The sequence below is a fragment of the Pseudoteredinibacter isoporae genome (assembly GCF_011602085.1).
Lineage (GTDB): Bacteria > Pseudomonadota > Gammaproteobacteria > Pseudomonadales > Cellvibrionaceae > Pseudoteredinibacter > Pseudoteredinibacter isoporae.
On sequence record NZ_JAAONY010000002.1, the window covers coordinates 278,431 to 300,398 of the forward strand.

Consider the following 21,968-nt stretch of genomic DNA (forward strand, 5'->3'; position numbering starts at 1 on the left):
CAGTGAAGATATGGCGCTAATACCAAATAAATATAAGCGAAAGTCCACAGTACAATGGTGACTTTCGCTCGTTTCGCCATGGTGATTAAAACTCGAGAGCCGTTCCCGATTCCGCTTGCCTGTCGGCGTGATAGGACGAACGTACCAATGGGCCGGATGCAACGTGTTTAAAACCAATACGCATTCCAAAATCTTGGTATTCTGCAAACTCATCGGGGTGCACAAAACGCTGCACAGGCAGATGATCGCGGCTGGGTTGCAAGTACTGCCCGATGGTCAGCATATCAACATCGTGAGCGCGCATATCCTCCATCACCTGAAAGATTTCTTCTTTTTCTTCACCCAGACCGACCATCAAACCGGATTTGCTTAATACCGATGGCGCAGCCTGTTTGAATTTTTTCAATAGATCCAAAGACCACTGATAGTTGGCACCGGGACGTGATTGACGATACAAACGGGGAACCGTTTCCAGATTATGGTTAAAGACATCCGGTGGTGTTGCCAGTAATTTTTCAAGTGCAGGCGCCATTCGACCGCGAAAATCCGGCGTCAATATTTCAACCTGAATGCCTTCAACCGCGTTGCGAATCTGCTCAATACATTCACTGAAGTGCCCTGCTCCTCCGTCTCGAAGATCATCGCGATCGACCGAAGTGATCACCACATAACGCAAGGCCATATCGGCAACGGCCTGCGCCAATTGCGCAGGTTCGTCGGGATCCAGGGGCTTCGGTTTTCCATGGCCCACATCGCAGAACGGACAGCGCCGAGTACAGATATCCCCCATAATCATAAACGTCGCCGTACCATTGGAAAAACACTCCCCAAGATTGGGGCAAGAGGCTTCCTCACAGACACTGGACAAACGGTTTTTGCGTAACAGTTTTTTAATTCGTGTTACCTCGGCTGACGCAGGCAGTTTGCTGCGCAACCACTCCGGCTTGCGCGGAATGTCTTCCGTGGGAATTACTTTTACCGGAATGCGTTCCAGTTTTGCCGCGTCGCGATGCTTTTCGCCAGCTCTATGACGCTCGCTGCGTTTTACTGGCAATGAAGAGGTGCTTGTCATTTTCACAGTCTCCTATCGTAAAGCGCCGACACCCCGAAAGGCGTCGGCGCTTTGCCAATGTATTTGCGTATGGACTTACTCGTAGTCACTCATTGGCGGACAAGAGCAAACCAGATGTTTATCGCCATAAACATTGTCGACACGGCCAACCGGTGGCCAGTACTTCTGTCGCAATAGAGAATCAACGGGATAAGCTGCAAGGCCCTGGGAATACGCATGCTGCCAGTCCCCAAGCAACATCGATTCTGCTGTGTGAGGTGCATGTACGAGAGGGTTATCTTCCAAGCTGTAAACACCGTCTTCGACCGCATGAATCTCTTCGCGAATACGGCTCATGGCTTCACAGAAACGATCCAGTTCCCACTTTGATTCACTTTCCGTCGGCTCGATCATCAAGGTACCGGACACCGGGAAGGACATAGTCGGTGCATGGAAACCGTAATCGATTAAACGCTTGGCCACATCATCGACACTGATACCGGAACTTTCTTTAATCGGTCGTAAATCCACAATACATTCGTGAGCTACCAAGCCATTTCGACCGGTGTAGAGGATCGGATAATGCTCAGCCAGGCGCTTGCTCAGGTAGTTGGCATTCAGAATTGCCGCCTCGGTGGCCTGCTGTAAACCGCTGGCGCCCATCATGCGAATATACATCCAGGTGATCGGCAGAATGCTCGCACTGCCCCAAGGCGCTGCGGACACGGCTGCGCCTTGGGCATTACCGGAGAGAGAACGATGCCCCGGCAGGAAAGGTTCCAGATGTTCTTTCACACCAATAGGCCCCACACCCGGACCACCACCACCGTGTGGAATACAGAAGGTTTTGTGCAAATTTAAATGGGAAACATCACCACCAAACTTACCCGGTTGGCATAAACCCACCATCGCATTCAGGTTGGCGCCATCCACATACACCTGACCACCGTGGCGGTGAATCAATTCCGCAACTTCTACGATGCTTTCTTCAAACACACCATGAGTGGATGGATAGGTGACCATGATTGCAGCCAGATCATTGCTGTGACGCTCGGCCTTTTCCTGAAGATCAAGCATGTCAATGTTACCCGCATCATCACACTTCACCACCACGACTTTCATACCGCACATCTGCGCGGACGCAGGATTGGTACCGTGTGCCGAACTTGGAATCAAACACACATCACGCTGCCCTTCCCCACGACTTTCATGGTAGGCACGCACCGCCAATAAACCCGCGTATTCACCCTGTGCACCCGAGTTGGGCTGCAGAGAAACGGCATCGTAGCCAGTAATTTCGCAGAGCATATCTTCAAGCTCACCGATCATTTGCAGATAGCCTTCGGCCTGATCCAACGGCACAAAGGGATGTACGTTTGCAAATTCAGGCCAACTGATTGGCAACATTTCACTGCTGGCATTCAACTTCATGGTGCAAGAACCCAGCGGGATCATCGCTCGATCGAGAGCAATATCGCGATCCGAAAGTTCGCGTAAATAACGCAACATCTGGGTTTCGCTGTGATAAGCGTTAAACGCTTCCTGAGTTAAAATTGCATCGTTACGCAACAAGTTTCCAGGAATAACGTAGGAAGACTGGGCATCCAGCTCATCGAAATTAACATCAAGGTCTGGATTAAAAATGCGCCACAGTTTGCTGACTTCCCTGCGACTGCTCAATTCATCAAAAGATACGCCCACTTGCTGCCCATCAATCAAGCGCAGATTAATTCCCGCCTCACGAGCACGCTGAACAATCTCTGACGTCTGTTCATTACTCAAAACGGTAATGGTGTCAAACCAGGATTTGTTTTTCACTTCAAAGCCAAGCTGACGTAAACCCAGCGCAAACACCGTACTCAAGCGATGCACACGCTCAGCGATTTTACGCAGGCCATCCGGTCCATGATACGACGCGTACATACTGGCAATCACAGCCAGCAACACCTGCGCGGTGCAAATATTCGAGGTCGCCTTCTCGCGGCGAATATGTTGCTCCCGAGTTTGCAGCGCCAGGCGATAAGCTGGTTTACCATTACTGTCCACCGAGCTGCCCACCAAACGACCAGGCAAGGAACGTTTAAAAGCCTGCTTGGTCGCCATATACGCCGCATGGGGACCACCGAAACCAAGGGGTACACCAAAGCGTTGGGCAGAACCAATCACCACATCGGCGCCCAGCTCACCGGGCGATTTCAATAACAGCAAGCTCAGAGGGTCTGCTGCAAACGCCACCAAACCTTTGGCCTCATGAATGCGATCAATCAGACCGGAATAATCCCGCAGATCGCCATTGGCCGCCGGGTACTGCAGCAGCACACCAAAAACGTCTTCATGGGCACCCAGCTCCAGAGGATCACCAATAAGCAGTTCGATATCCAGCGGCTCAGCGCGAGTTTGTAAAATATCGATGGTTTGGGGAAGACATTCTTCATCCACCAGAAAACGACGAGACTTGGATTTCGACATACGCTGACACAGAGTCATAGCCTCCGCCGCTGCCGTCGATTCATCCAGCATGGAGGCATTGGCGATTTCCATGCCAGTCAGTTCGGTAATCAACGTCTGAAAGTTAAACAGGGCTTCCAGTCGCCCCTGTGAAATCTCGGGCTGATACGGCGTATAAGCGGTATACCAGGCTGGATTTTCGAGTAGATTGCGCAGAATAACACTGGGCAACTGACTATCGTAATAACCCTGCCCGATCAGGGAACGAAACTTCTGGTTTTTGCTGGCCGTCGATTTAAGTTCAGCCAATGCAGCGGCTTCACTGCTTGGTCCAGCCAAACCCGGTAAGCCATTGGAACGGATATTATCCGGCACCACCGCCTGAATAAACGCCGACATGGAATCATAGCCGAGGTACGCCAACATCTGCTTTTGATCATCGCTGTTGACACCAATGTGGCGCGAGATAAATTCCGCTGAGTTCTCGAGTTCTTTAATGGTCTTTTTTGATTGCAACATAATGGACTCCACACCCCTGCTCACAGCCGGAGCAGCGGGCGTTCCAAAAGGGGAAACCTCCACAGAGTCAGACCAGAAAATATGAAGCCCTGGCTGACTTTGCATTTACACAAAAGCGATGCGCGACTACTCAGCCGTAAATTCCTGATATTCGCTTTCGCTCATCAATTCGGAAAGATCGACACCATCATTGAGTTCCATTTTTACGAACCAACCATCTTGCAAGGGGGATTCATTAACCAGCTCCGGGTTATCCGCCAACTCTTCATTGACCTCAACAACTTTACCCGCCAGTGGTGCCACAATTTCACCCGCAGCTTTTACCGATTCAATTACAGCGACTTCGTCACCTTGACTGTATTCCGAACCGACTTCCGGAAGTTCGACAAAAACCACATCACCCAGTTGCTCCTGAGCAAACTCGGTAATGCCAACTGTCGCCTGTGAACCGGAAATCAACAGCCACTCATGGTCTTTGGTAAATTTTAAATCGCTCATCATCATCACCATTAAATATTGTTCGTGTTATCGTAAAATTATCCGCGCCTTCGCTTAGCCGCGAAAATATCTCTGCGGTACAAAAGGTGTTTTCGCTACGGTAATAACAATATCCTTATTGCGAACCTTGGCGGTCAATTGAGTATCGGGCTTCGCCAGAGAGAGAGGAACATAGCCCATGGCGACCGGCGCATTGATGCTGGGACCAAAGCCGCCGCTGGTAATTTCTCCGACCTGATTGCCATCGGCATCGAAAATTCCCGCACCTTCACGTACCGGTAAACGCCCTTCCACCAGAAAGCCCACACGTTTGCGAGAAACGCCCAGCTCAATATCATTCAGCACGCGCTCGGCACCGAGAAAGCCGGCCGCCTTGGCGCCGTCGCGACGACGGCTTTTGCTGATACTCCAAATCAAGGAGGCTTCAATTGGACTGGTTTGAGTATTCATATCGTGACCGTACAAACACAAGCCCGCTTCCAGCCGCAGTGAATCGCGAGCGCCCAAACCAATAGGTTCGACTTCGTCACAAGCCAAAAGCGCTCTGGCTACCTTTTCAACCGAAGCGTTTTCGACAGAGATTTCAAAGCCATCTTCACCGGTGTAGCCCGAACGAGTAATATAAACAGGGGCGCCATCAAATTCGCAGTGACAACCGTTCATAAACGTCAGCTCACAGGCGGGCTCAGCAAAGCGTTTCATCACCTCGGCCGCTTGAAGACCTTGTAGCGCCAACAGCGCCCGATCTTCCAGAATCTCAAAATCAAAACCTTCCAAATGGCTTTTCAGGTGGGCGATATCCTGCTCTTTGCAAGCCGCATTCACCACCAGAAAAAAACAATCTTCTTCCCATTTACAGATGATCAGGTCATCCAGAATGCCACCTTCTTCATTGGTCAATACCGCATAGGTCTGCTGGTTTTTTGCCAAGGCCTGCAAATCAACGGGAATCAGTTTTTCCAAAGCAAGCGCAAGGCCTTCACCTCGAATAATCAACTGCCCCATATGGGAAACATCAAATAAACCCGCCTGGTCGCGGCAGTGCAGGTGCTCCCCTTTAATGCCCAGGGGGTATTGCACGGGCATGCTGTAACCGGCGAAAGGCACCATGCGGCCTCCCAGTTCAACGTGTAAATCGTACAGTGGTGTTTTCAGAATGGTTTCACTCATCGGAAAATGTCTCTAATTCAATCGTTATTATTGGAAGCGTTCTGTCTCAGCACTCAACAATGTTGACGGGCACTTCCACCACATTGATGGCCAGGCCACCGCGTGCTGTTTCTTTGTATTTGGCCTGCATATCGCGGCCGGTATCTCGCATGGTACGAATCACTTTATCCAGAGAAACAAAGTGCGAGCCGTCACCACGAATGGCCATACGCGCCGCATGAATGGCTTTCACAGCGGCCATGGCATTGCGTTCAATACAGGGCACTTGCACCAGACCGCCAATAGGATCACAGGTCAGGCCCAGGTTGTGCTCCATCGCAATTTCAGCCGCGTTTTCAACTTGCTGCGGTGTTGCACCAAGCACTTCAGCCAAACCCGCCGCAGCCATAGAACAAGCCGAACCCACTTCCCCCTGGCAACCAACCTCAGCGCCACTGATGGAAGCATTCTTTTTGTATAAAATGCCGACGGCGGCAGCGGTGAGCAGGAAGCGTTCAATACCCTCTTCATTTGCCCCGGGAACAAAGCGGCTGTAGTAGTTCAAAACCGCCGGCACGATACCCGCCGCACCATTTGTCGGTGCCGTCACAATACGCCCACCGGCTGCGTTTTCTTCATTCACCGCCAATGCATAAAGTGTTACCCAGTCGAGAATCGTCAGCGGGTCTTGAAGCGATGCTTCCGGGCGCTGTAACAACTGCTGATACAACTGACGTGCACGACGATTAACTTTAAGACCACCCGGCAAAATGCCTTCTGCCGAAATTCCGTTGGCAATGCACTCCTGCATGGTCTGCCAAATGCTGCGCAGATAACTTTGGGTATCTTCCCGACTACGCCACGCAGCTTCATTGGCCCACATTACGTCGGAAATACGCAGCTTTTCACGCTCACATATGTCCAACAGTTCATTGCCACTTGAGAACGGCAGAGCCAGCTCGGTGGAATCTTCAACCAAAACATCATTACCCGCCTCGTCTTCATCAACAACGAAGCCACCACCCACCGAATAAAAACTGCGCTCCTCGATAACTTTTCCGCAGGAACCGTAAGCGGTGAATTTCATACCATTGGAATGAAACGGCAGCTCTTCACGGCGATTGAGAATCAGGTCGGTATGGTCGTGATAAATCACCGAATGGACACCTGCAAGCTTCAGTGTTTGCTGTTCGCGAATCGCACTGACACGATCAGCAATGCTCGCCACCACAACCGTTTCAGGCAGCTCACCTTCCAAGCCCAGCAATACCGCTTTCGGTGTACCGTGACCGATGCCGGTGGCACCCAAGGAGCCATACATCTCAGACTTTACCCGTACAACATCTTGCAGGCGCCCATCGCTTTGCAGCTGCGTAACAAACTGTTGCGCAGCTTTCATTGGCCCAACCGTATGGGAACTGGAGGGGCCAATACCAATTTTAAATAAATCAAAAATACTGATTGCCATGATCACTCACCAGTGAAACGTTTACTTATTCACGTACACCGGGAATTGCGCACACAGCTGCAATACTTTTTCCTTAACCAGTTCAATTACCTGGCGATTATCAATATCGTCCAGTACATCACACATCCAGTTTGCCAACTCGGTCACTTGCGCTTCTTTAAAACCACGACTGGTCACCGCCGGCGTACCCAGACGAATACCACTGGTGACAAAAGGCGATTGGGGATCATTGGGAACGGTATTTTTGTTGACCGTGATATTGGCCTCACCCAGCGCCGCATCCGCCGCTTTACCGGTAATACCTTTGTCGATGAGATCCAAGAGGAATAAATGGTTTTCAGTGCCATCAGAAACGACTTTATAACCACGAGCCTGGAATGCAGCCGCCATAGCTTTGGCATTGCTGACGACCTGCTGTTGATACTCTGTAAATTCTGGGGACAGTGCCTCTTTGAACGCCACGGCTTTTGCGGCAATAACATGCATCAACGGGCCACCCTGAATACCCGGGAAGATCATGGAATTCAGTTTCTTCTCAAGGTCAGGGTTTGAGCGCGCCACAATCAAACCACCGCGTGGACCACGCAAAGTTTTATGCGTAGTGGTGGTTACAATGTCCGCCACAGCTACCGGGTTCGGATACAAACCCGCAGCCACAAGACCCGCAACGTGAGCCATATCGACAAACAAATAGGCCCCTACTTTGTCGGCAATATCGCGGAAACGCTGCCAGTCCATTACCAGAGAATATGCCGAGAAACCTGCGACGATCATTTTAGGTTTGTGCTCTAAGGCCAGAGCTTCAACCTGATCGTAATCCACCTCTCCTGTTTCAGGATTCAAGCCGTACTGAATCGCATTGTAAATTTTGCCAGAGAAGTTGGGCTTGGCACCGTGAGTCAGGTGGCCACCGTGATCCAATGACAAGCCCAAAATGGTATCGCCCGGCTGCAATAAAGCCATGTAAACCGCAGCGTTGGCCTGGGAGCCTGAATGCGGCTGAACATTGGCGTAGTCTGCGTTAAACAGCTCTTTGGCGCGGTCGATGGCCAGTTGCTCCACCACGTCAGCGTGTTCACAGCCACCGTAGTAGCGCTTACCCGGATAACCTTCTGCGTATTTGTTAGTCAGCTGGGCACCCTGGGCCTCCATAACTCGTGTACTGGTGTAGTTTTCAGAGGCAATCAGCTCAATGTGCTCTTCTTGACGACGATCCTCTGCTTCAAGGGCGGCCGACAGATCAGGATCAAAACTGGAAATTTTATCGTTATAATCAAACATCGCTTTCTCTCAATTCTTAGTTCGGACAGGAGTTTGATTCGATACTAATCAGGGCTTACCGATTTGTTAAATTAATAGTTATAATGCCTTCATAACAATAGCTAATAGCCGAAGAGTCCTTCGGCTCACAGCATTTGCAGGAGAAGCCAACATGAAAAACCTGCCGATTGAGGTATTAAGAGCATTTGTCACCATTGTTGAACTGGGCAGTTTCACCCAAGCCGGTGACCTCTTAGGGCGATCCCAGCCCGCAATTAGCTTGCAAATCAAGCGCTTGGAAGAAATGCTTGATCAGAAACTGATCTCACGAAACGGCCAGAATATAGAGCTGACCAAACTTGGCGAACAACTGTTCTACTACGCCAAACGTATTCTCGCACTCAATGATGAAGCCGTTGCCAGCTTTGGTGCCACCAGCGTAAGTGGCCAGTTAAAGCTGGGAATTCCCAGCGAGTTTGCCACAACCTTGCTGCCCAAAGTCCTCAGCCGATTCGCCAATACCTACCCCAATGTGAACCTTGAGGTGATGAGCGACTTGAGTCGAAACCTGATCAATGCCGGGGGGCAGAAACAATACGATTTGATGCTGGTTCTGCACGATGACCCTCAGAAGGCAGGTAGCTCGCTCATTAAGGAAGATGAATTGGTTTGGGTCAGCAGTCACAGCCACGACTGCCATATGCGCTCTGTGCTGCCGTTAATTGTGGCACCGGAAGGATGCATCTACCGAAACCGGGCCAGCACGAGGCTTGCTGAAGCTGCCCTGCCCTGGAAAATCAGCTACACCAACCCGAGCCTATCCGGCATTCAGGCAGCGATTGAAGAAGGCCTGGGCGTTACGGTTCTGGCTAAAAGCAGTGTGCCGGATGGTTTAAAAGTGATTACCAATTCCACCCGCTTACCCAAGCTCGGGAAAATTGGGATCAGCATGGTAAAGCAAGCCAGTGATCAAAACGAAGCGGCCCAGCGCCTGTGTGAGTACATCAGCGCGAGCCTCTCCTGATCAGAATAAAAAGGATGAAAGCTCCAAGGGGAATTATTCAGAGCTTTCATCAAACCGACTCCCCTAGGGCGAGTCAGGTAAACTGCTGGGCATGGAGTAGGCACTGCTGCTGTGCTCAAAGTGTTTAGACACATTCGGGAAGTTTTTCTTATCGTCTTCTGTCGCCGACTCTTTACACTCTCCGTTGATTTTTAATCTCGCCATGGTGAACTGTTCGCTTAACACCATATAGCCATCACGACAAAACTCTGTCTCATCCAGTTTTGCTTCCATCGCTTCAATGCCACGGGCTTTCATTTTTTCCTGCATCTGGGCAATCATATCGGTACGGTTTTTACCGCCGGACTGACCACCTCGATTTGCCATACCCTTGCCTCCCATACCTTTTCCACCGCCTTTAAAACCACCGCGGCCAGCGCCCTTTTTACGCTGCATCGTCATCACGTATTGAAACCGCTTGGAGCCATCTTCGCTGATGTGTGTCACCAGTCGTTCGGTGACTTCGGGTCCTTTCGGTTGGCTGCTGCAAGCAACGAGAAACAGCACCATAAGAAATGCGCTTGCGAGTTTAAGTGTTCTGAAACGTTTGCGTGTTTGGATCATAAGGCCTCCCATAAATGATTAGCCATTATGATTAGCAAATGTGGAGAGAGTTGCGGGATTTGAAAAACTTCAATTTTCCTTCACATTTATCCCCTATTGCTCGTAGGAATAAGAAGAAATTATGGAGAAATCAGTCCAGTTCGGACAGGTGTTTGGTAATCAAGGCGCGAACGCGATCGATATCGTCAACCGTATCATCAACGGCCTGACGATCAGTTTCGATCAATGCCCATCGTTTGGACCAATTGCTGTGCAGAGTTTCTGATTCTTTGGCGACATCCGGCCCGATCAACATGCTGAGATCACGAATCAGGGCTACCGAAACCCAGCCCTTTCTGGGACTGCCTGTGATCTTATCGCCATCATAATGCAGACGGTAAATACCCTGTTCAAGCTCCGCCAATTGCAAAAATACCTGAAAAGACGCCGTTCGTATCGTGCTGTTGTCTTCGCTGACTTCCAAACGCCAGGCATTGTAGGCAAAACTCAGAAAAGCCGAAAACACACTGAGAATGACGGTGATGTAGTAGAATTTCAGGCGACGCTCAAGAATTTCAGGCTCCATAGGCAATAGCCCTCTCGCTTTAAGCTTTCAATGATCCTGCTCACAGTATAACCATGCTTTATGGAATCCGAAAAGCAATAGAAAGCTCAGCGCCATTTTGACTGGCAATAAAAAAGGCAAGCTGTCGAAACAGATTGCCTTTGAATTTCCCAAAAGAATCGAAAAAACTACAAGCGATTAACCCGATTCAAACCTTCCAGAGCCGCCGTGCGATAGGCCTCGGCCATGGTAGGATAGTTGAAGGTGGTATTCACAAAATAGTTAATATTGTTGGCTTCGCCTTCCTGATTCATAATGGCCTGACCAATATGAATAATCTCTGATGCTTCAGCACCGAAGCAGTGAATACCTAAAATTTCATGGGTATCGATATGGAAGAGCAATTTCAGCATCCCCACATCTTCACCGGAAATCTGCGCTCTCGCAGTGTTCTTAAAGAAAGCACGCCCCACTTCATAAGGCACTCGCGCTTCGGTAAGTTCACGCTCGGTTTTTCCCAGAGAACTAATTTCGGGCAGAGTATAGATACCCGTTGGGGCATCGGTCACAAAACGACACTCCTCACCATTGATCGCCATGGCAATTTCACGCCCTTGATCGTAAGAAGCACTGGCCAGGCTCGGCCAACCAATGACATCACCCGCTGCATAGACATAGTCGATATCGGTCTGATAGCGATCATTTACCTTTAACTGACCTCGATGATCGGCTTCAAGACCGATCGCATCCAAATTCAGGTTGTCGGTATTACCAGTACGACCATTACACCACAGCAGGGCATCAGCGCGCAGACGCTTACCGGATTTCAAGTGCAAGGTGACGCTGCGCTCATTGGCCTCAACCTTTTCATATTCTTCCAGGTGACGAACCGTTACGCCACTGTCGCGGAGGTGGTAGCTCAAGGCGTCGGAAATTTCATCGTCCAGGAATGACAGCAGGCGCTCACGGCTATTGATCAAATCCACTTTGATTCCGAGCCCGGCAAAAATGGAAGCGTATTCACTACCAATAACACCCGCGCCGTAAATCACAATATGGCGTGGTGTGTGGTTCATTTCCAAAATGGTATCGCTGTCATAAACGCGCGGGTGATTAAAGTTCACATCCGCCGGGCGATAAGGGCGAGAGCCCGTGGCAACAACAATGTGTTTAGCTCGAATGGTTTCTACCGCACCATCCGGCAAGCGAACACGGACCTCATTTTCACCGCTGAAACTTGCCTCGCCAATATGCAGATACACACGATTGCGATTATAGAAACCGGTATGCAAATCCACCTGCTTCGGGATCACGGTTTTGGCAGACTTCAACACCTTCGGGTAGCTGACGCGAGTGGATTCGCCCATATGGTGGAACAGATTATTCTGGTTAAAGCGAATAATCTGTTTTACAACATGACGCAGGGCCTTGGAAGGGATGGTCCCTTTGTGAGAACAGTTGCCACCGACAACACCGCGATTTTCAATTGCGCCAACGCGCATGCCCTGTTTTACCGCTGCCATTGCAGCGCCCTCACCGGCCGGACCGGTACCGATGACTAATACATCATAATGGTAATCGCTCATTGCCGATTACAACCTCTCTAATTCCGTTACTGCTTTCTAACTTTTGTTCTTTCTGATTTGTGTTCTTTCCAGCGTATGTTCGTTCAAACGTCACCTGCCTAATGTTGCCAGCCTGCGATCTACGGCTTGAAGCGAACAAGCAATCTCACTTTTTCATAGCGTCGTAAGACAGTTCTTCTTTCTGAGATTCGGTATCGTCCTTGCCCATTTTCTGCTCTTCGCATTTGCTTTCGTCGCCACCACAAATATCACAGACATAGTTAGGATCTTTCAGCGCGTCGCCAACGCCACCGCAGGAACCTGAAATCGGTTTGCGTCCCATTAAAACACCAATGGACATCATGACCACCAACAGTGTTATCGCGCCAAATGCTACTAAGTAAATCATAGTTCACCTCATTCTCTACCCCACATCCCACCACAAGGTGGGACATCGCGCTATTGGACATAGGTCGCAAAGGCGCTGGAGTAACTTTCTTTAAATCCGCTCTTGGTTTTCACCAACATAAATACCGGCAGCTTTTCCTGCTCGGCCAAACGCATTCCCTCTTCCGGCCCGACTACCGTAATGACTGTCGCCCAGGCATCTGCTTCAGCAGAGCTTGGTGCCAGAACTGTGACCGACGCCAGTGCGTGGGTAATCGGCTTTCCAGTTCGGGGGTCGATGGTGTGGGAATAACGCACACCTTCTTTTTCAAAATAGTTTCGGTAGTCGCCCGAGGTCGCCACACCCTTGTCGCTGACCTGCAACAAGCGCTGCATGCTTTGCCCGGCCAAACTGTTGCCCGGTTTCTCGATGGCAATCTTCCAGGCACTGCCGCGAGGGCTCAGCCCCTTCAACAGCAATTCACCACCGACTTCCACCAAGTAGTCCTGAGCACCGCAAGCTTCCAGAGCTTCAGCCACCTTATCGGCACCATAACCTTTGGCCACTGCCGACAGATTCAGTTCAACAGCCTTACTTTTGCTGAACTTGCCACTGCTCACCTGCAGGCTATCACCACCACCCAGTGCCATTGCCGCGTGAATTTGCTCATCACTGGGTACAGCATCTTCTGGAGAAGATTTTGGCCCAAAGCCCCACAGATTCACCAAAGGACCAACCGTAATATCGAAGGCACCGTTGCTCAGCGTGTACAGGCGTTCACTCAAACGCAGCACCTTTTCCATATCTGAGGAAATGGTAACACTTTCACCCACTGGCAGGCGGCTTAATCCGTTTAACTCGCTATTCTCGATATAGTGAGACATTTGTTGATTCGTCTGCACCAGACTTTGACGAATTTTCTCATCAAACTCGGCCTGACTGCAGCTATAGGATTCTTTCGGCACCACCGTAACGTGATACTGAGTGCCCATGGTTGGGCCACTGAAGCGCCAAGGCTCATTTTTCTGGCCGCAGGCTGACAATAAAAGCGCAGAGCCCAAACAGAAGAAGGCCAGCAATGCTGGCCTCTTCCTGTAGGCATTTACCACATTGGATAATGCCATCATCGATTAACCACCGAAGTCATCAAGCAGGATGTTCTCATCCTCTACGCCCAAGTCTTTCAACATGGCAATCACCGCCGCGTTCATCATTGGAGGCCCACACATGTAGTACTCACAATCTTCCGGCGCAGGATGGTCCTTCAGATACTGCTCGTAAAGAACATTGTGGATGAAGCCCGTCAGGCCATCCCAATTGTCTTCCGGCTGAGGATCAGAAAGAGCCACATGCCATTCGAAGTTCTCGTTTTCATTGGCCAGCATGTCGTATTCATCATCGTAGAACATCTCACGCAATGAACGGGCACCGTACCAGAAGCTCATCTTACGCTTGGATTTCAAACGCTTCAGCTGGTCAAAGATATGTGAACGCATTGGCGCCATACCTGCACCACCACCGATGAACACCATTTCGTTTTCGGTATCCTTGGCAAAGAACTCACCAAATGGACCGTACACAGTAATGGTGTCGCCTGGCTTCAGGCTGAACACGTAGGAAGACATTTGACCTGGTGGCAAACCCTCAGTGCGCGGAGGTGGAGTTGCAATACGGATATTGAACTTCACAACGCCTTTTTCTTCCGGGTAGTTCGCCATGGAATAAGCACGGATTACCGGCTCATCCACTTTAGATTCCAGATTGAAGAAACCAAAGTGTTCCCAGTCACCGCGGTATTCGTCTTCGATGTCGAAATCAGAAAACTTAACGTGGTGCGGAGGACATTCCAGCTGAACGTAGCCGCCTGCGCGGAAATCTACGTTTTCACCTTCCGGCAGTTTCAAGGTCAGCTCTTTAATGAAGGTGGCCATGTTCGGGTTGGATTCCACAGTACATTCCCACTGCTTCACACCGAACACATCTTCAGGCACTTCGATAACCATGTCCTGTTTAACCGGAGTCTGACAAGACAGACGCCAGCCTTCAGCAGCATCGCGCTTGGTAAAGTGTGACTCTTCCGTTGGCAACATTGAGCCACCACCGGAATTCACCACACACTTACACTGTGCACAAGTACCACCGCCACCACAGGCAGAAGGCAGAAACAAACCATTGCCGGCCAGGGTCTGCAGCAACTTGCCACCCGCTGGAACGGTCAGGGTTTTTTCGCCATTAATTTCAATGTTTACATCGCCGGAATTCACCAGCTTCGCGCGGGCGCCAAGAATGATGAACACCAGAGCGATAACAATCACGGTGAACATCACAACGCCAAGTATAATAGTCAGATTCATACTGGCTGCTCCTTACAAGCTGATACCGCCGAAGGACATGAAGCCCAACGACATCAAACCAACGGTGATAAAGGTAATACCCAGACCTTGCAGGCCATCAGGCACATCGGAATACTTCATCTTCTCACGGATACCGGCCAGGGCAGCAATCGCCAACGCCCAACCTACACCGGAGCCAACACCAAATACAACGGACTCACTGAAGTTGTAACTACGCTCAACCATGTACAAGTTCGCACCCATGATGGCGCAGTTCACGGTAATCAGCGGAAGGAATACACCCAGTGCGTTGTACAGAGCCGGGAAGAATTTATCCAACACCATTTCCAGAATCTGAACCATCGCCGCAATTACACCAATAAAGGTAATCAGGCTCAGGAAGTTCAAATCAACACTGGCGTAGTCTTCACCCAACCAGGACAAGCCACCTTCCGACAGCAAGTAGGTATATAGGATATTGTTAACGGGTACAGTAATCGCCAATACCACGATAACCGCAACACCCAGACCGATTGCCGCTTCCACCTTTTTGGAAATTGCCAAAAAGGTACACATTCCAAGGAATGCGGCCAAGGCCATGTTCTCGATAAAAATCGAGCGAACAAACAAACTGATAAAATGTTCCATGATTAGGCCTCCGCTGGCTTCGTATTCGGCGAAATCTTGAAGTCAGGCTCTTCAACCTGTGCTTTATCGTAAGCACGAATGCCCCAGATGATCAGACCGATAATGAAGAAAGAAGACGGTGGCAACAGCAACAGGCCGTTAGAGACATACCAACCACCTTCGGTGGCCAAAGGCAGAATCTCGAAGCCCAGCAGCTTGCCAGCACCGAACAGCTCACGTGGAATAGCGATGGCAATTAGCAGAGCGGAGTAGCCCAAGCCGTTACCTAAGCCATCCAGGAAGCTTGCACCGGCACCATTTTTCATGGCGAAGGCTTCAGCGCGACCCATCACGATACAGTTGGTGATGATCAAACCAACGAATACAGACAGCTGCTTGGACACGTCGTAAGCAACGGCCTTCAGCACTTGATCAACCACGATTACCAGTGAGGCAATAATGGTCATCTGTACGATGATTCGGATGTTGTTTGGAATGTGGTTACGCACCAGAGACACAAACAGGTTAGAGAACGCGGTTACGGTGGTCAAAGCCACACACATCACCAACGTTACTTTCAAACTACCCGTAACCGCCAGCGCTGAACAGATACCCAGGATCTGCAGAGCAATAGGGTTATTCTGGATAATTGGGGTAAATAAAAGCTCTTTTGCTTTCATGGCTTAGGCCTCCCCTTTTTGCAAATTGTTTAACAACGGACGATAACCACTTTCACCCAACCAGTAGCGGTACAGATTATCCAAACCGCGAGTGGTCAACGTGGCACCGGAAAGACCATCGATCTCACTTTCAGAACCGGAAGGCGCTTTACCCTTCAGAATTCTCAACGCAACATCGCCATTACTTGTATACATCTTTTTGCCAACCCAACTGGCTTTCCAGTTTGGATTGTCAACTTCGCCACCCAGTCCCGGCGTTTCTTTGTGATCGTAGAAACCCACACCTACTACGGTGTTCAGATCTGAACCCAAAGCCATGAAGCCATACAGCTGACCCCACAAACCGTAACCTTTAACAGGCAGTACGATGGTTTCCAAATTGCCGTTGTCGCCATTGATCATGTAAACCTTGGCGTATTTTTCTTTGCGCAAGATTTTCGCAGGATCGTTGTCACCGCTCAGAGCTTCAGACAAGGCCGGATCTTTCGCAGCTTTGTTCTGGTCGTAGGCATCAACACTCACAATACCTTCAACATCATCCGCAGAAACGAACTTACCGGTGCTCAGATCAACCAGCTTCGGCGTTACTTTTTTCATCAACTCATTGACATCGGCACCGTCGGTTAACAAACCGGCTGCTGCCAAAATGTTTTTGTTGAAGTCCAATTGCTTATTGGCATCCTGGGATGGCTTTAATACCACCGCCGCTGTCGATACAACGATCGAACAAACAATACACAAGGACAGTGCAACAATAAGCGTCTTCTTAATAGTATCGTTATTAGCCACGTGCCAACCTCCGCTTAACATTCGCCTGCACCACAAAGTGATCGATCAGAGGTGCAAACAGGTTGGAGAACAGGATGGCCAACATCATGCCTTCAGGGAAAGCAGGGTTTGCCACACGAATCAGAATAACCATCACACCGATCAGCGCACCGAAGATCCACTTACCCGTGTTGGTCATGGAGGCGGAAACCGGGTCGGTCGCCATAAAGAACAGACCGAAAGCAAAGCCACCCACGACAACATGCCAATGCCAAGGCACATTCATCATTTGGTTAGTATCGGAGCCAATCGCGTTAAAGATCATGGTCATGATCAGAGAGCCGACCAGCACACCCGCTACGATTCGCCATGCCGCGATTCGCATCACCAGCAAGGCACCGCCACCGATAATCAATGCCAGAGTTGAGGTTTCACCAATTGAACCCTGCATCTTGCCCAGGAACGCGTCCATCCAGCTCAGGCCATTGTTCACAACGGTTTCAACGCCGCCGCTCGCCATTACAGACAGAGCCGTCGCGCCAGTGTAGCCGTCAACAGAAACCCAAACCGCGTCACCCGACATATAAGATGGGTAAGCGAAGAACAGGAAGGCACGACCCGCAAGAGCCGGGTTAAGGAAGTTTTTACCCGTTCCACCGAATACTTCTTTGGCGATAACCACACCAAAGCTGATGCCCAGCGCCGCTTGCCACAAAGGCAGACTTGGTGGACAGGTCAGTGAGAACAGTACCGAGGTAACGAAGAAACCTTCGTTCACTTCGTGCTTGCGCACCATGGCGAACAGGACTTCCCAGAAACCACCCACAACAAACACCGTCATGTAGATCGGCAGATAATAAGCGGCGCCGTGTACCAGGTTGTCCCAGATGCTGGCGGCATCATGACTGGCAAACAAGGCGATCAGCGCACCGCGCCAACCTTCAACTTCGGTAATGCCCATATCAGCCATAATGGTGTTGGCCTGGAAGCCAACGTTGTACATGCCCCACAGCATTGCCGGGAAGGTACAGATCCATACAGTGATCATAATGCGCTTCAGATCAATGTGATCGCGCACGTGAGCTGTGGTTTTGGTTACGTCTTTTGGTTTGTAGAAGCCGGTATCAACCGCTTCCCAGAGGGCGTACCATTTTTCGTACTTGCCACCCGGATGTACATGGGGGGACATGCCGTCTAATAGCTTTTTCAACATACTTAACCCTCCTTCTCAATACGCGTTAAGTTGTCACGCAAGATGGGGCCATACTCGTACTTACCCGGGCACACATAGGTGCACAGCGCCAAGTCTTCCTCATCCAGCTCCAAAGCACCCAACTTCTGCGCGACATCAGTGTCACCCACAATCAGGGCACGCAGTAATTGAGTCGGCAGGATATCCAGCGGCATGATGTTCTCGTAAGCACCCACCGGAACCATGGCACGCTCGGAACCATTCGCCGATGTGGTGAAGTCGAACAACTTACCTTTCATCAAATTGGAGATATACAAAGCCAATGTAGAATGCTTATTCACACCTGCACGCAGGTAGTGCATGAATTCGCGTTCGCCGTCACCTTCTTGCAAGGCCGCAATCTGATTCGCATAGCGACCCAGATAGGCGTAGGCACCGCGAGCGGTACGGCCGCCGAAAACACCACCTGAAATTACACGCTGCTCACCGGCTTTCAATTGACCTGCGGTCAATTCATCGGTGTTGGCACCCAGGCGGGTACGAACCAAACGAGGTTGTTCAACACCAGGGCCAGCCATGGCGATAACACGGTCTGTGCTAATTTGACCTGAAGTGAACAATTTACCAACCGCTACCACGTCCTGGTAGCCGATAGTCCACACGGTTTTTGTCGCGCTGACCGGATCCAGGAAATGAATGTGGGTGCCAGCGTTACCCGCAGGGTGAACACCCGAGAACTCATGGCTTTCGACACGGCTGTTATTGCCGGTCAGTACATCAGCACCAGAAGCTTTACAGACGTAAACCTTGCCCGCGGTCAAACGCGATAGCACGGTCAAACCGTTAACGAAGTCATCACGCTGGGAGCGAATGATCACCTCGGGGTTTGCGGACAATGGAGAAGTGTCCATCGCCGTTACAAAGATGGAGTTGGGTGCGCTGTCCAGTGCAGGTACTTTACTGTACGGACGAGTGCGCAGTGCCACCCAAAGACCACTGTTGTTCAGGTTTTCTTTAACCTGCTCTTCAGTCAAGGAAGACAGCTGCTCAACGCTGTAGCTGGCGAAGCTTTCTGCTTCATCGCCTTCTACGTCAATCACCACCGACTGCAACATACGCTGTGCACCGCGATTAATCGCGGCCACGGTACCAGCAGCCGGCGCTGTATAGCGCACGCCTTCGGTCTTTTTATCGGTGAATAACAGCTGCCCAAGCTTCACTTTGTCGCCTACGGAGACTTCCATGGTCGGTTTCATACCATGGTAGTCAGGTCCAATTACGGCGACAGAGCGAATAGACGGACCATCATGGATGGTCTGCTCGGGAGCCCCAGTTATGGGTAGATCGAGTCCCCGACGGATATTTATCATACGTCTCTGCCTAATCACTTAAAAGAAAAGTGGATAGGCCAAGTCGTCTTATGTGACACCTTTTAAGCATCGACAGCAACTCAGCCTATGTATTCTGTGCCCGGCACCCGTACAGTACCTGGACATAATGTTTGCCTTTTGAGCAAACGGGCGGCAAGCGCGTTAGACAGTGAAGATGCTTTATCGGAAAGCATTGAAAGCCTACAGGCTACTACATCAAACGGCTGCTGCTCTAAATTCTGTTTCAAACCGGTTCTTAAAACCTGTCTGGGCGACTCTTGCTCTTGTTTTCGCCGGTATTTTCTTTCTTTTCTTATTTCTCGCGGAGCGTATCTACGTCTTCGGGCAATCCATGGAACCAATGTGGGGAACTTCTGGTCTTAAACCCACTTCCAACATTTGCCGATACTGTAGGATCTCATCCTAATTGCCCGCCAACTCCCATAGCAGGTCAAATTGAATCCTTACCAGTTTAGTAGAAACCTCATATTTCGCACGAGATGCTTGCATTTTCAGCAAAATGACACCTAAAACATCATTTTTCAGGGGCAAGATACTGATTTTTCTGCGGGTTTTAGCCACATAGAACTAAAACGGCGCAATTATAAAGAGGCCAAGAGTAGCTTGCCAGCTTAAGAGCAAAGTTTTCGCCTTTTTTTAAGTAAAAAAGAAGGGGATCGCTAGGAATTGTCGAATTTTCGACAATGCGGTCATTATTCACCCAGGCAAAAACCACAAAGCCTTTCGTGGCACGCCCTGCCCTGTGAGCGGCGGCTATCAACGGGCATAAAAAAACCGGGGCTTGCCCCGGTTTTTTCCACGCTCGGAAGATTACGCTTTAGGGTACATATTGTAGTTAACCCCGGCCATATCCTCGAGACAGCGAAGTACCTGACAGCTGTATCCGAACTCATTGTCGTACCAGCAGTACAGTACCGCACTCTTACCATCAACGATGGTTGCTTCCGAATCGAAGACCGAAGCATGACGCGAACCCACAAAATCCGTGGAAACCACTTCAGGCGAGTTTGTGTAATCGATTTGCTGCTGCAATCTGGAGTGCAGAGCCGCTTCACGCATATGGGCATTCACTTCTTCAGCCGTGGTTTCTTTTTCCAGCTGCAGATTCAAGATCGCCATGGACACGTTCGGGGTAGGCACACGAATCGCATTACCGGTCAATTTGCCCGCCAATTCAGGCAAGGCCTTGGCAACCGCCTTTGCGGCACCTGTTTCAGTGATAACCATATTCAACGCCGCAGAACGACCACGACGATCGCCCTTGTGGTAGTTATCGATCAAGTTCTGATCATTGGTGTAGGCATGTACGGTTTCAACGTGACCGTGCTTCACTCCGAAGCCGTCCATCATGGATTTCAGAACCGGTACGATGGCATTCGTGGTACAGGACGCCGCAGACAGAATCTTGTCTTCAGGCTTAATGTCGCCATTGTTAATACCGTAAACGATGTTCTTGATATTACCTTTACCTGGCGCAGTCAGGATAACCTTGGATGCACCATTACAGGCAATGTGCTGGCCCAGACCATCTTCATCACGCCATACACCGGTGTTATCAACAATAATCGCGTTATTAATGCCGTACTCGGTGTAGTCAACTTCGCTCGGCGAGTTGGCGTAAATCACCTTAACTTCATTACCGTTAAGAACCAGAGATTCGTTCTCTTCGTCAACACGGATGGTGCCTTTAAAAGAACCGTGAACAGAATCGCGACGCAACAGGCTTGCACGCTTAACCAGATCGTTCGGAGATTTGCCCTTACGCACAACAATGGCGCGCAGACGCATCACATCACCACTGCCCGCCTTTTCTACCAGCAGGCGCGCAACCAGACGACCAATACGACCGAAGCCGTACAGAACAACGTCTTGTGATTCAGGCAGAGGCTTCTCGTTACTGCCAACCAGACCGGACAGCTCCTGAGCAACAAAATCGGCCGCGCTAACGCCCTGCTCCATTGGGCCGCCTTCTTTCATATAGGCTACGGTGATCTTGCCCAGATCGATGTGGGCCGGGCCCAGATTCATAGCGCAAACGGCTTCCAGGATTGGGAAGCTTTCAAATTCAGACAATTCGTTGGATTCAACCTGACGCACAAAGCGGTGCGACTTCATGATGTCGATGACAGAGCGGTTTACCAAAGAACGGCCGTACATATAAATGCCGATGTTCTTTTCGCGGTTTAAACGGCCGATCATTGGGATCATGGCCTCGGCCAGCGCTTCGCGCTCTTTCCAATCTTTAAAGTAGTCGTCCGGCTTAGGTCGATTCACGGTACTTACCTTTAGTTGAACTGGCGCTATCGGCACCAGTGACGGTTGAACAAAGTTGTCATTCCAATCCCTTGGGCGTCCCACCCCCAGCAGCTGGGCTTGTGAGTGGGCGCTATTATCGTGATTCAATGCCCCTTCCGCAAGGGAGAATGGCGAATGCCGACCATAAATCTAATGGATACTCTG

At 50.3% G+C, this 21,968-nt stretch carries 19 protein-coding genes; 1 reads left to right on the plus strand and 18 read right to left on the minus strand.

Features of this window, described 5'->3' with window-relative positions:
- Window positions 1-85: 85 nt before the first annotated feature.
- The 6 genes from lipA to glyA form a co-directional block, all read right to left on the minus strand.
- Window positions 86-1,072 (minus strand): lipoyl synthase, encoded by a 987-nt coding sequence (gene lipA, locus G8768_RS09825; protein ID WP_166844692.1) that lies wholly within the window; start codon window positions 1,070-1,072, stop codon window positions 86-88.
- Between the two features lie 75 nt (window positions 1,073-1,147).
- On the minus strand, window positions 1,148-4,018 hold the full coding sequence (gcvP, locus tag G8768_RS09830) for an aminomethyl-transferring glycine dehydrogenase (protein ID WP_166844690.1): 2,871 nt from the start codon (window positions 4,016-4,018) through the stop codon (window positions 1,148-1,150).
- Between the two features lie 126 nt (window positions 4,019-4,144).
- Complete coding sequence (gene gcvH / locus G8768_RS09835; RefSeq protein WP_166844688.1) at window positions 4,145-4,516, minus strand: glycine cleavage system protein GcvH; 372 nt, start codon at window positions 4,514-4,516, stop codon at window positions 4,145-4,147.
- A 54-nt stretch (window positions 4,517-4,570) separates the two neighbouring features.
- Entirely contained in the window at window positions 4,571-5,686 is a 1,116-nt protein-coding gene (gene gcvT, locus G8768_RS09840) for a glycine cleavage system aminomethyltransferase GcvT (RefSeq protein ID WP_166844686.1), read from the minus strand.
- A 46-nt stretch (window positions 5,687-5,732) separates the two neighbouring features.
- Window positions 5,733-7,133, minus strand: coding sequence for an L-serine ammonia-lyase (locus tag G8768_RS09845; RefSeq protein ID WP_166844684.1), 1,401 nt, complete (start codon window positions 7,131-7,133; stop codon window positions 5,733-5,735).
- A gap of 21 nt (window positions 7,134-7,154) precedes the next feature.
- On the minus strand, window positions 7,155-8,414 hold the full coding sequence (glyA, locus tag G8768_RS09850) for a serine hydroxymethyltransferase (RefSeq protein ID WP_166844682.1): 1,260 nt from the start codon (window positions 8,412-8,414) through the stop codon (window positions 7,155-7,157).
- A gap of 151 nt (window positions 8,415-8,565) precedes the next feature.
- Between glyA and G8768_RS09855 the strand changes: the two genes are divergently transcribed.
- Window positions 8,566-9,417 carry a LysR substrate-binding domain-containing protein gene (locus G8768_RS09855; protein ID WP_166844680.1) on the plus strand — a complete coding sequence of 284 codons (852 nt, stop codon included), beginning with the start codon at window positions 8,566-8,568 and terminating at the stop codon, window positions 9,415-9,417.
- A 63-nt stretch (window positions 9,418-9,480) separates the two neighbouring features.
- Here the strand turns inward: G8768_RS09855 and G8768_RS09860 are convergent, their stop codons facing one another.
- From G8768_RS09860 to G8768_RS09915, 12 genes are all read right to left on the minus strand, one after another.
- Complete coding sequence (locus G8768_RS09860) at window positions 9,481-10,020, minus strand: hypothetical protein (protein ID WP_166844678.1); 540 nt, start codon at window positions 10,018-10,020, stop codon at window positions 9,481-9,483.
- Window positions 10,021-10,150: 130 nt separating this feature from the next.
- The gene (locus tag G8768_RS09865) at window positions 10,151-10,585 is read right to left on the minus strand and encodes a hypothetical protein (protein WP_166844676.1); all 435 of its coding nucleotides are present in this window, start codon (window positions 10,583-10,585) and stop codon (window positions 10,151-10,153) included.
- Window positions 10,586-10,752: 167 nt separating this feature from the next.
- On the minus strand, window positions 10,753-12,150 hold the full coding sequence (gene sthA, locus G8768_RS09870; RefSeq protein WP_166844674.1) for a Si-specific NAD(P)(+) transhydrogenase: 1,398 nt from the start codon (window positions 12,148-12,150) through the stop codon (window positions 10,753-10,755).
- A 145-nt stretch (window positions 12,151-12,295) separates the two neighbouring features.
- Window positions 12,296-12,538 carry a (Na+)-NQR maturation NqrM gene (gene nqrM, locus G8768_RS09875; RefSeq protein ID WP_166844671.1) on the minus strand — a complete coding sequence of 81 codons (243 nt, stop codon included), beginning with the start codon at window positions 12,536-12,538 and terminating at the stop codon, window positions 12,296-12,298.
- Window positions 12,539-12,588: 50 nt separating this feature from the next.
- Window positions 12,589-13,644 (minus strand): FAD:protein FMN transferase, encoded by a 1,056-nt coding sequence (locus G8768_RS09880; protein ID WP_166844669.1) that lies wholly within the window; start codon window positions 13,642-13,644, stop codon window positions 12,589-12,591.
- A gap of 3 nt (window positions 13,645-13,647) precedes the next feature.
- Window positions 13,648-14,871, minus strand: a complete 1,224-nt coding sequence (gene nqrF / locus G8768_RS09885) for an NADH:ubiquinone reductase (Na(+)-transporting) subunit F (protein ID WP_166844667.1) — start codon at window positions 14,869-14,871, stop codon at window positions 13,648-13,650.
- Window positions 14,872-14,883: 12 nt separating this feature from the next.
- Window positions 14,884-15,498, minus strand: a complete 615-nt coding sequence (gene nqrE / locus G8768_RS09890) for an NADH:ubiquinone reductase (Na(+)-transporting) subunit E (protein ID WP_166844665.1) — start codon at window positions 15,496-15,498, stop codon at window positions 14,884-14,886.
- Between the two features lie 2 nt (window positions 15,499-15,500).
- Window positions 15,501-16,157 carry an NADH:ubiquinone reductase (Na(+)-transporting) subunit D gene (locus G8768_RS09895; protein ID WP_166844663.1) on the minus strand — a complete coding sequence of 219 codons (657 nt, stop codon included), beginning with the start codon at window positions 16,155-16,157 and terminating at the stop codon, window positions 15,501-15,503.
- A 3-nt stretch (window positions 16,158-16,160) separates the two neighbouring features.
- Window positions 16,161-16,946: a Na(+)-translocating NADH-quinone reductase subunit C gene (locus G8768_RS09900; protein WP_166844662.1), complete on the minus strand. Its 786-nt coding sequence runs from the start codon at window positions 16,944-16,946 to the stop codon at window positions 16,161-16,163.
- Window positions 16,939-18,138 carry an NADH:ubiquinone reductase (Na(+)-transporting) subunit B gene (locus tag G8768_RS09905; protein ID WP_166844660.1) on the minus strand — a complete coding sequence of 400 codons (1,200 nt, stop codon included), beginning with the start codon at window positions 18,136-18,138 and terminating at the stop codon, window positions 16,939-16,941. Before G8768_RS09905 ends, G8768_RS09900 begins: the two co-directional genes overlap by 8 nt.
- Window positions 18,139-18,140: 2 nt before the next feature.
- Window positions 18,141-19,487, minus strand: coding sequence for a Na(+)-translocating NADH-quinone reductase subunit A (locus G8768_RS09910; RefSeq protein ID WP_166844658.1), 1,347 nt, complete (start codon window positions 19,485-19,487; stop codon window positions 18,141-18,143).
- An 831-nt stretch (window positions 19,488-20,318) separates the two neighbouring features.
- Window positions 20,319-21,716 carry a glyceraldehyde-3-phosphate dehydrogenase gene (locus tag G8768_RS09915; protein ID WP_371315440.1) on the minus strand — a complete coding sequence of 466 codons (1,398 nt, stop codon included), beginning with the start codon at window positions 21,714-21,716 and terminating at the stop codon, window positions 20,319-20,321.
- Between the last annotated feature and the right edge of the window lie 252 nt (window positions 21,717-21,968).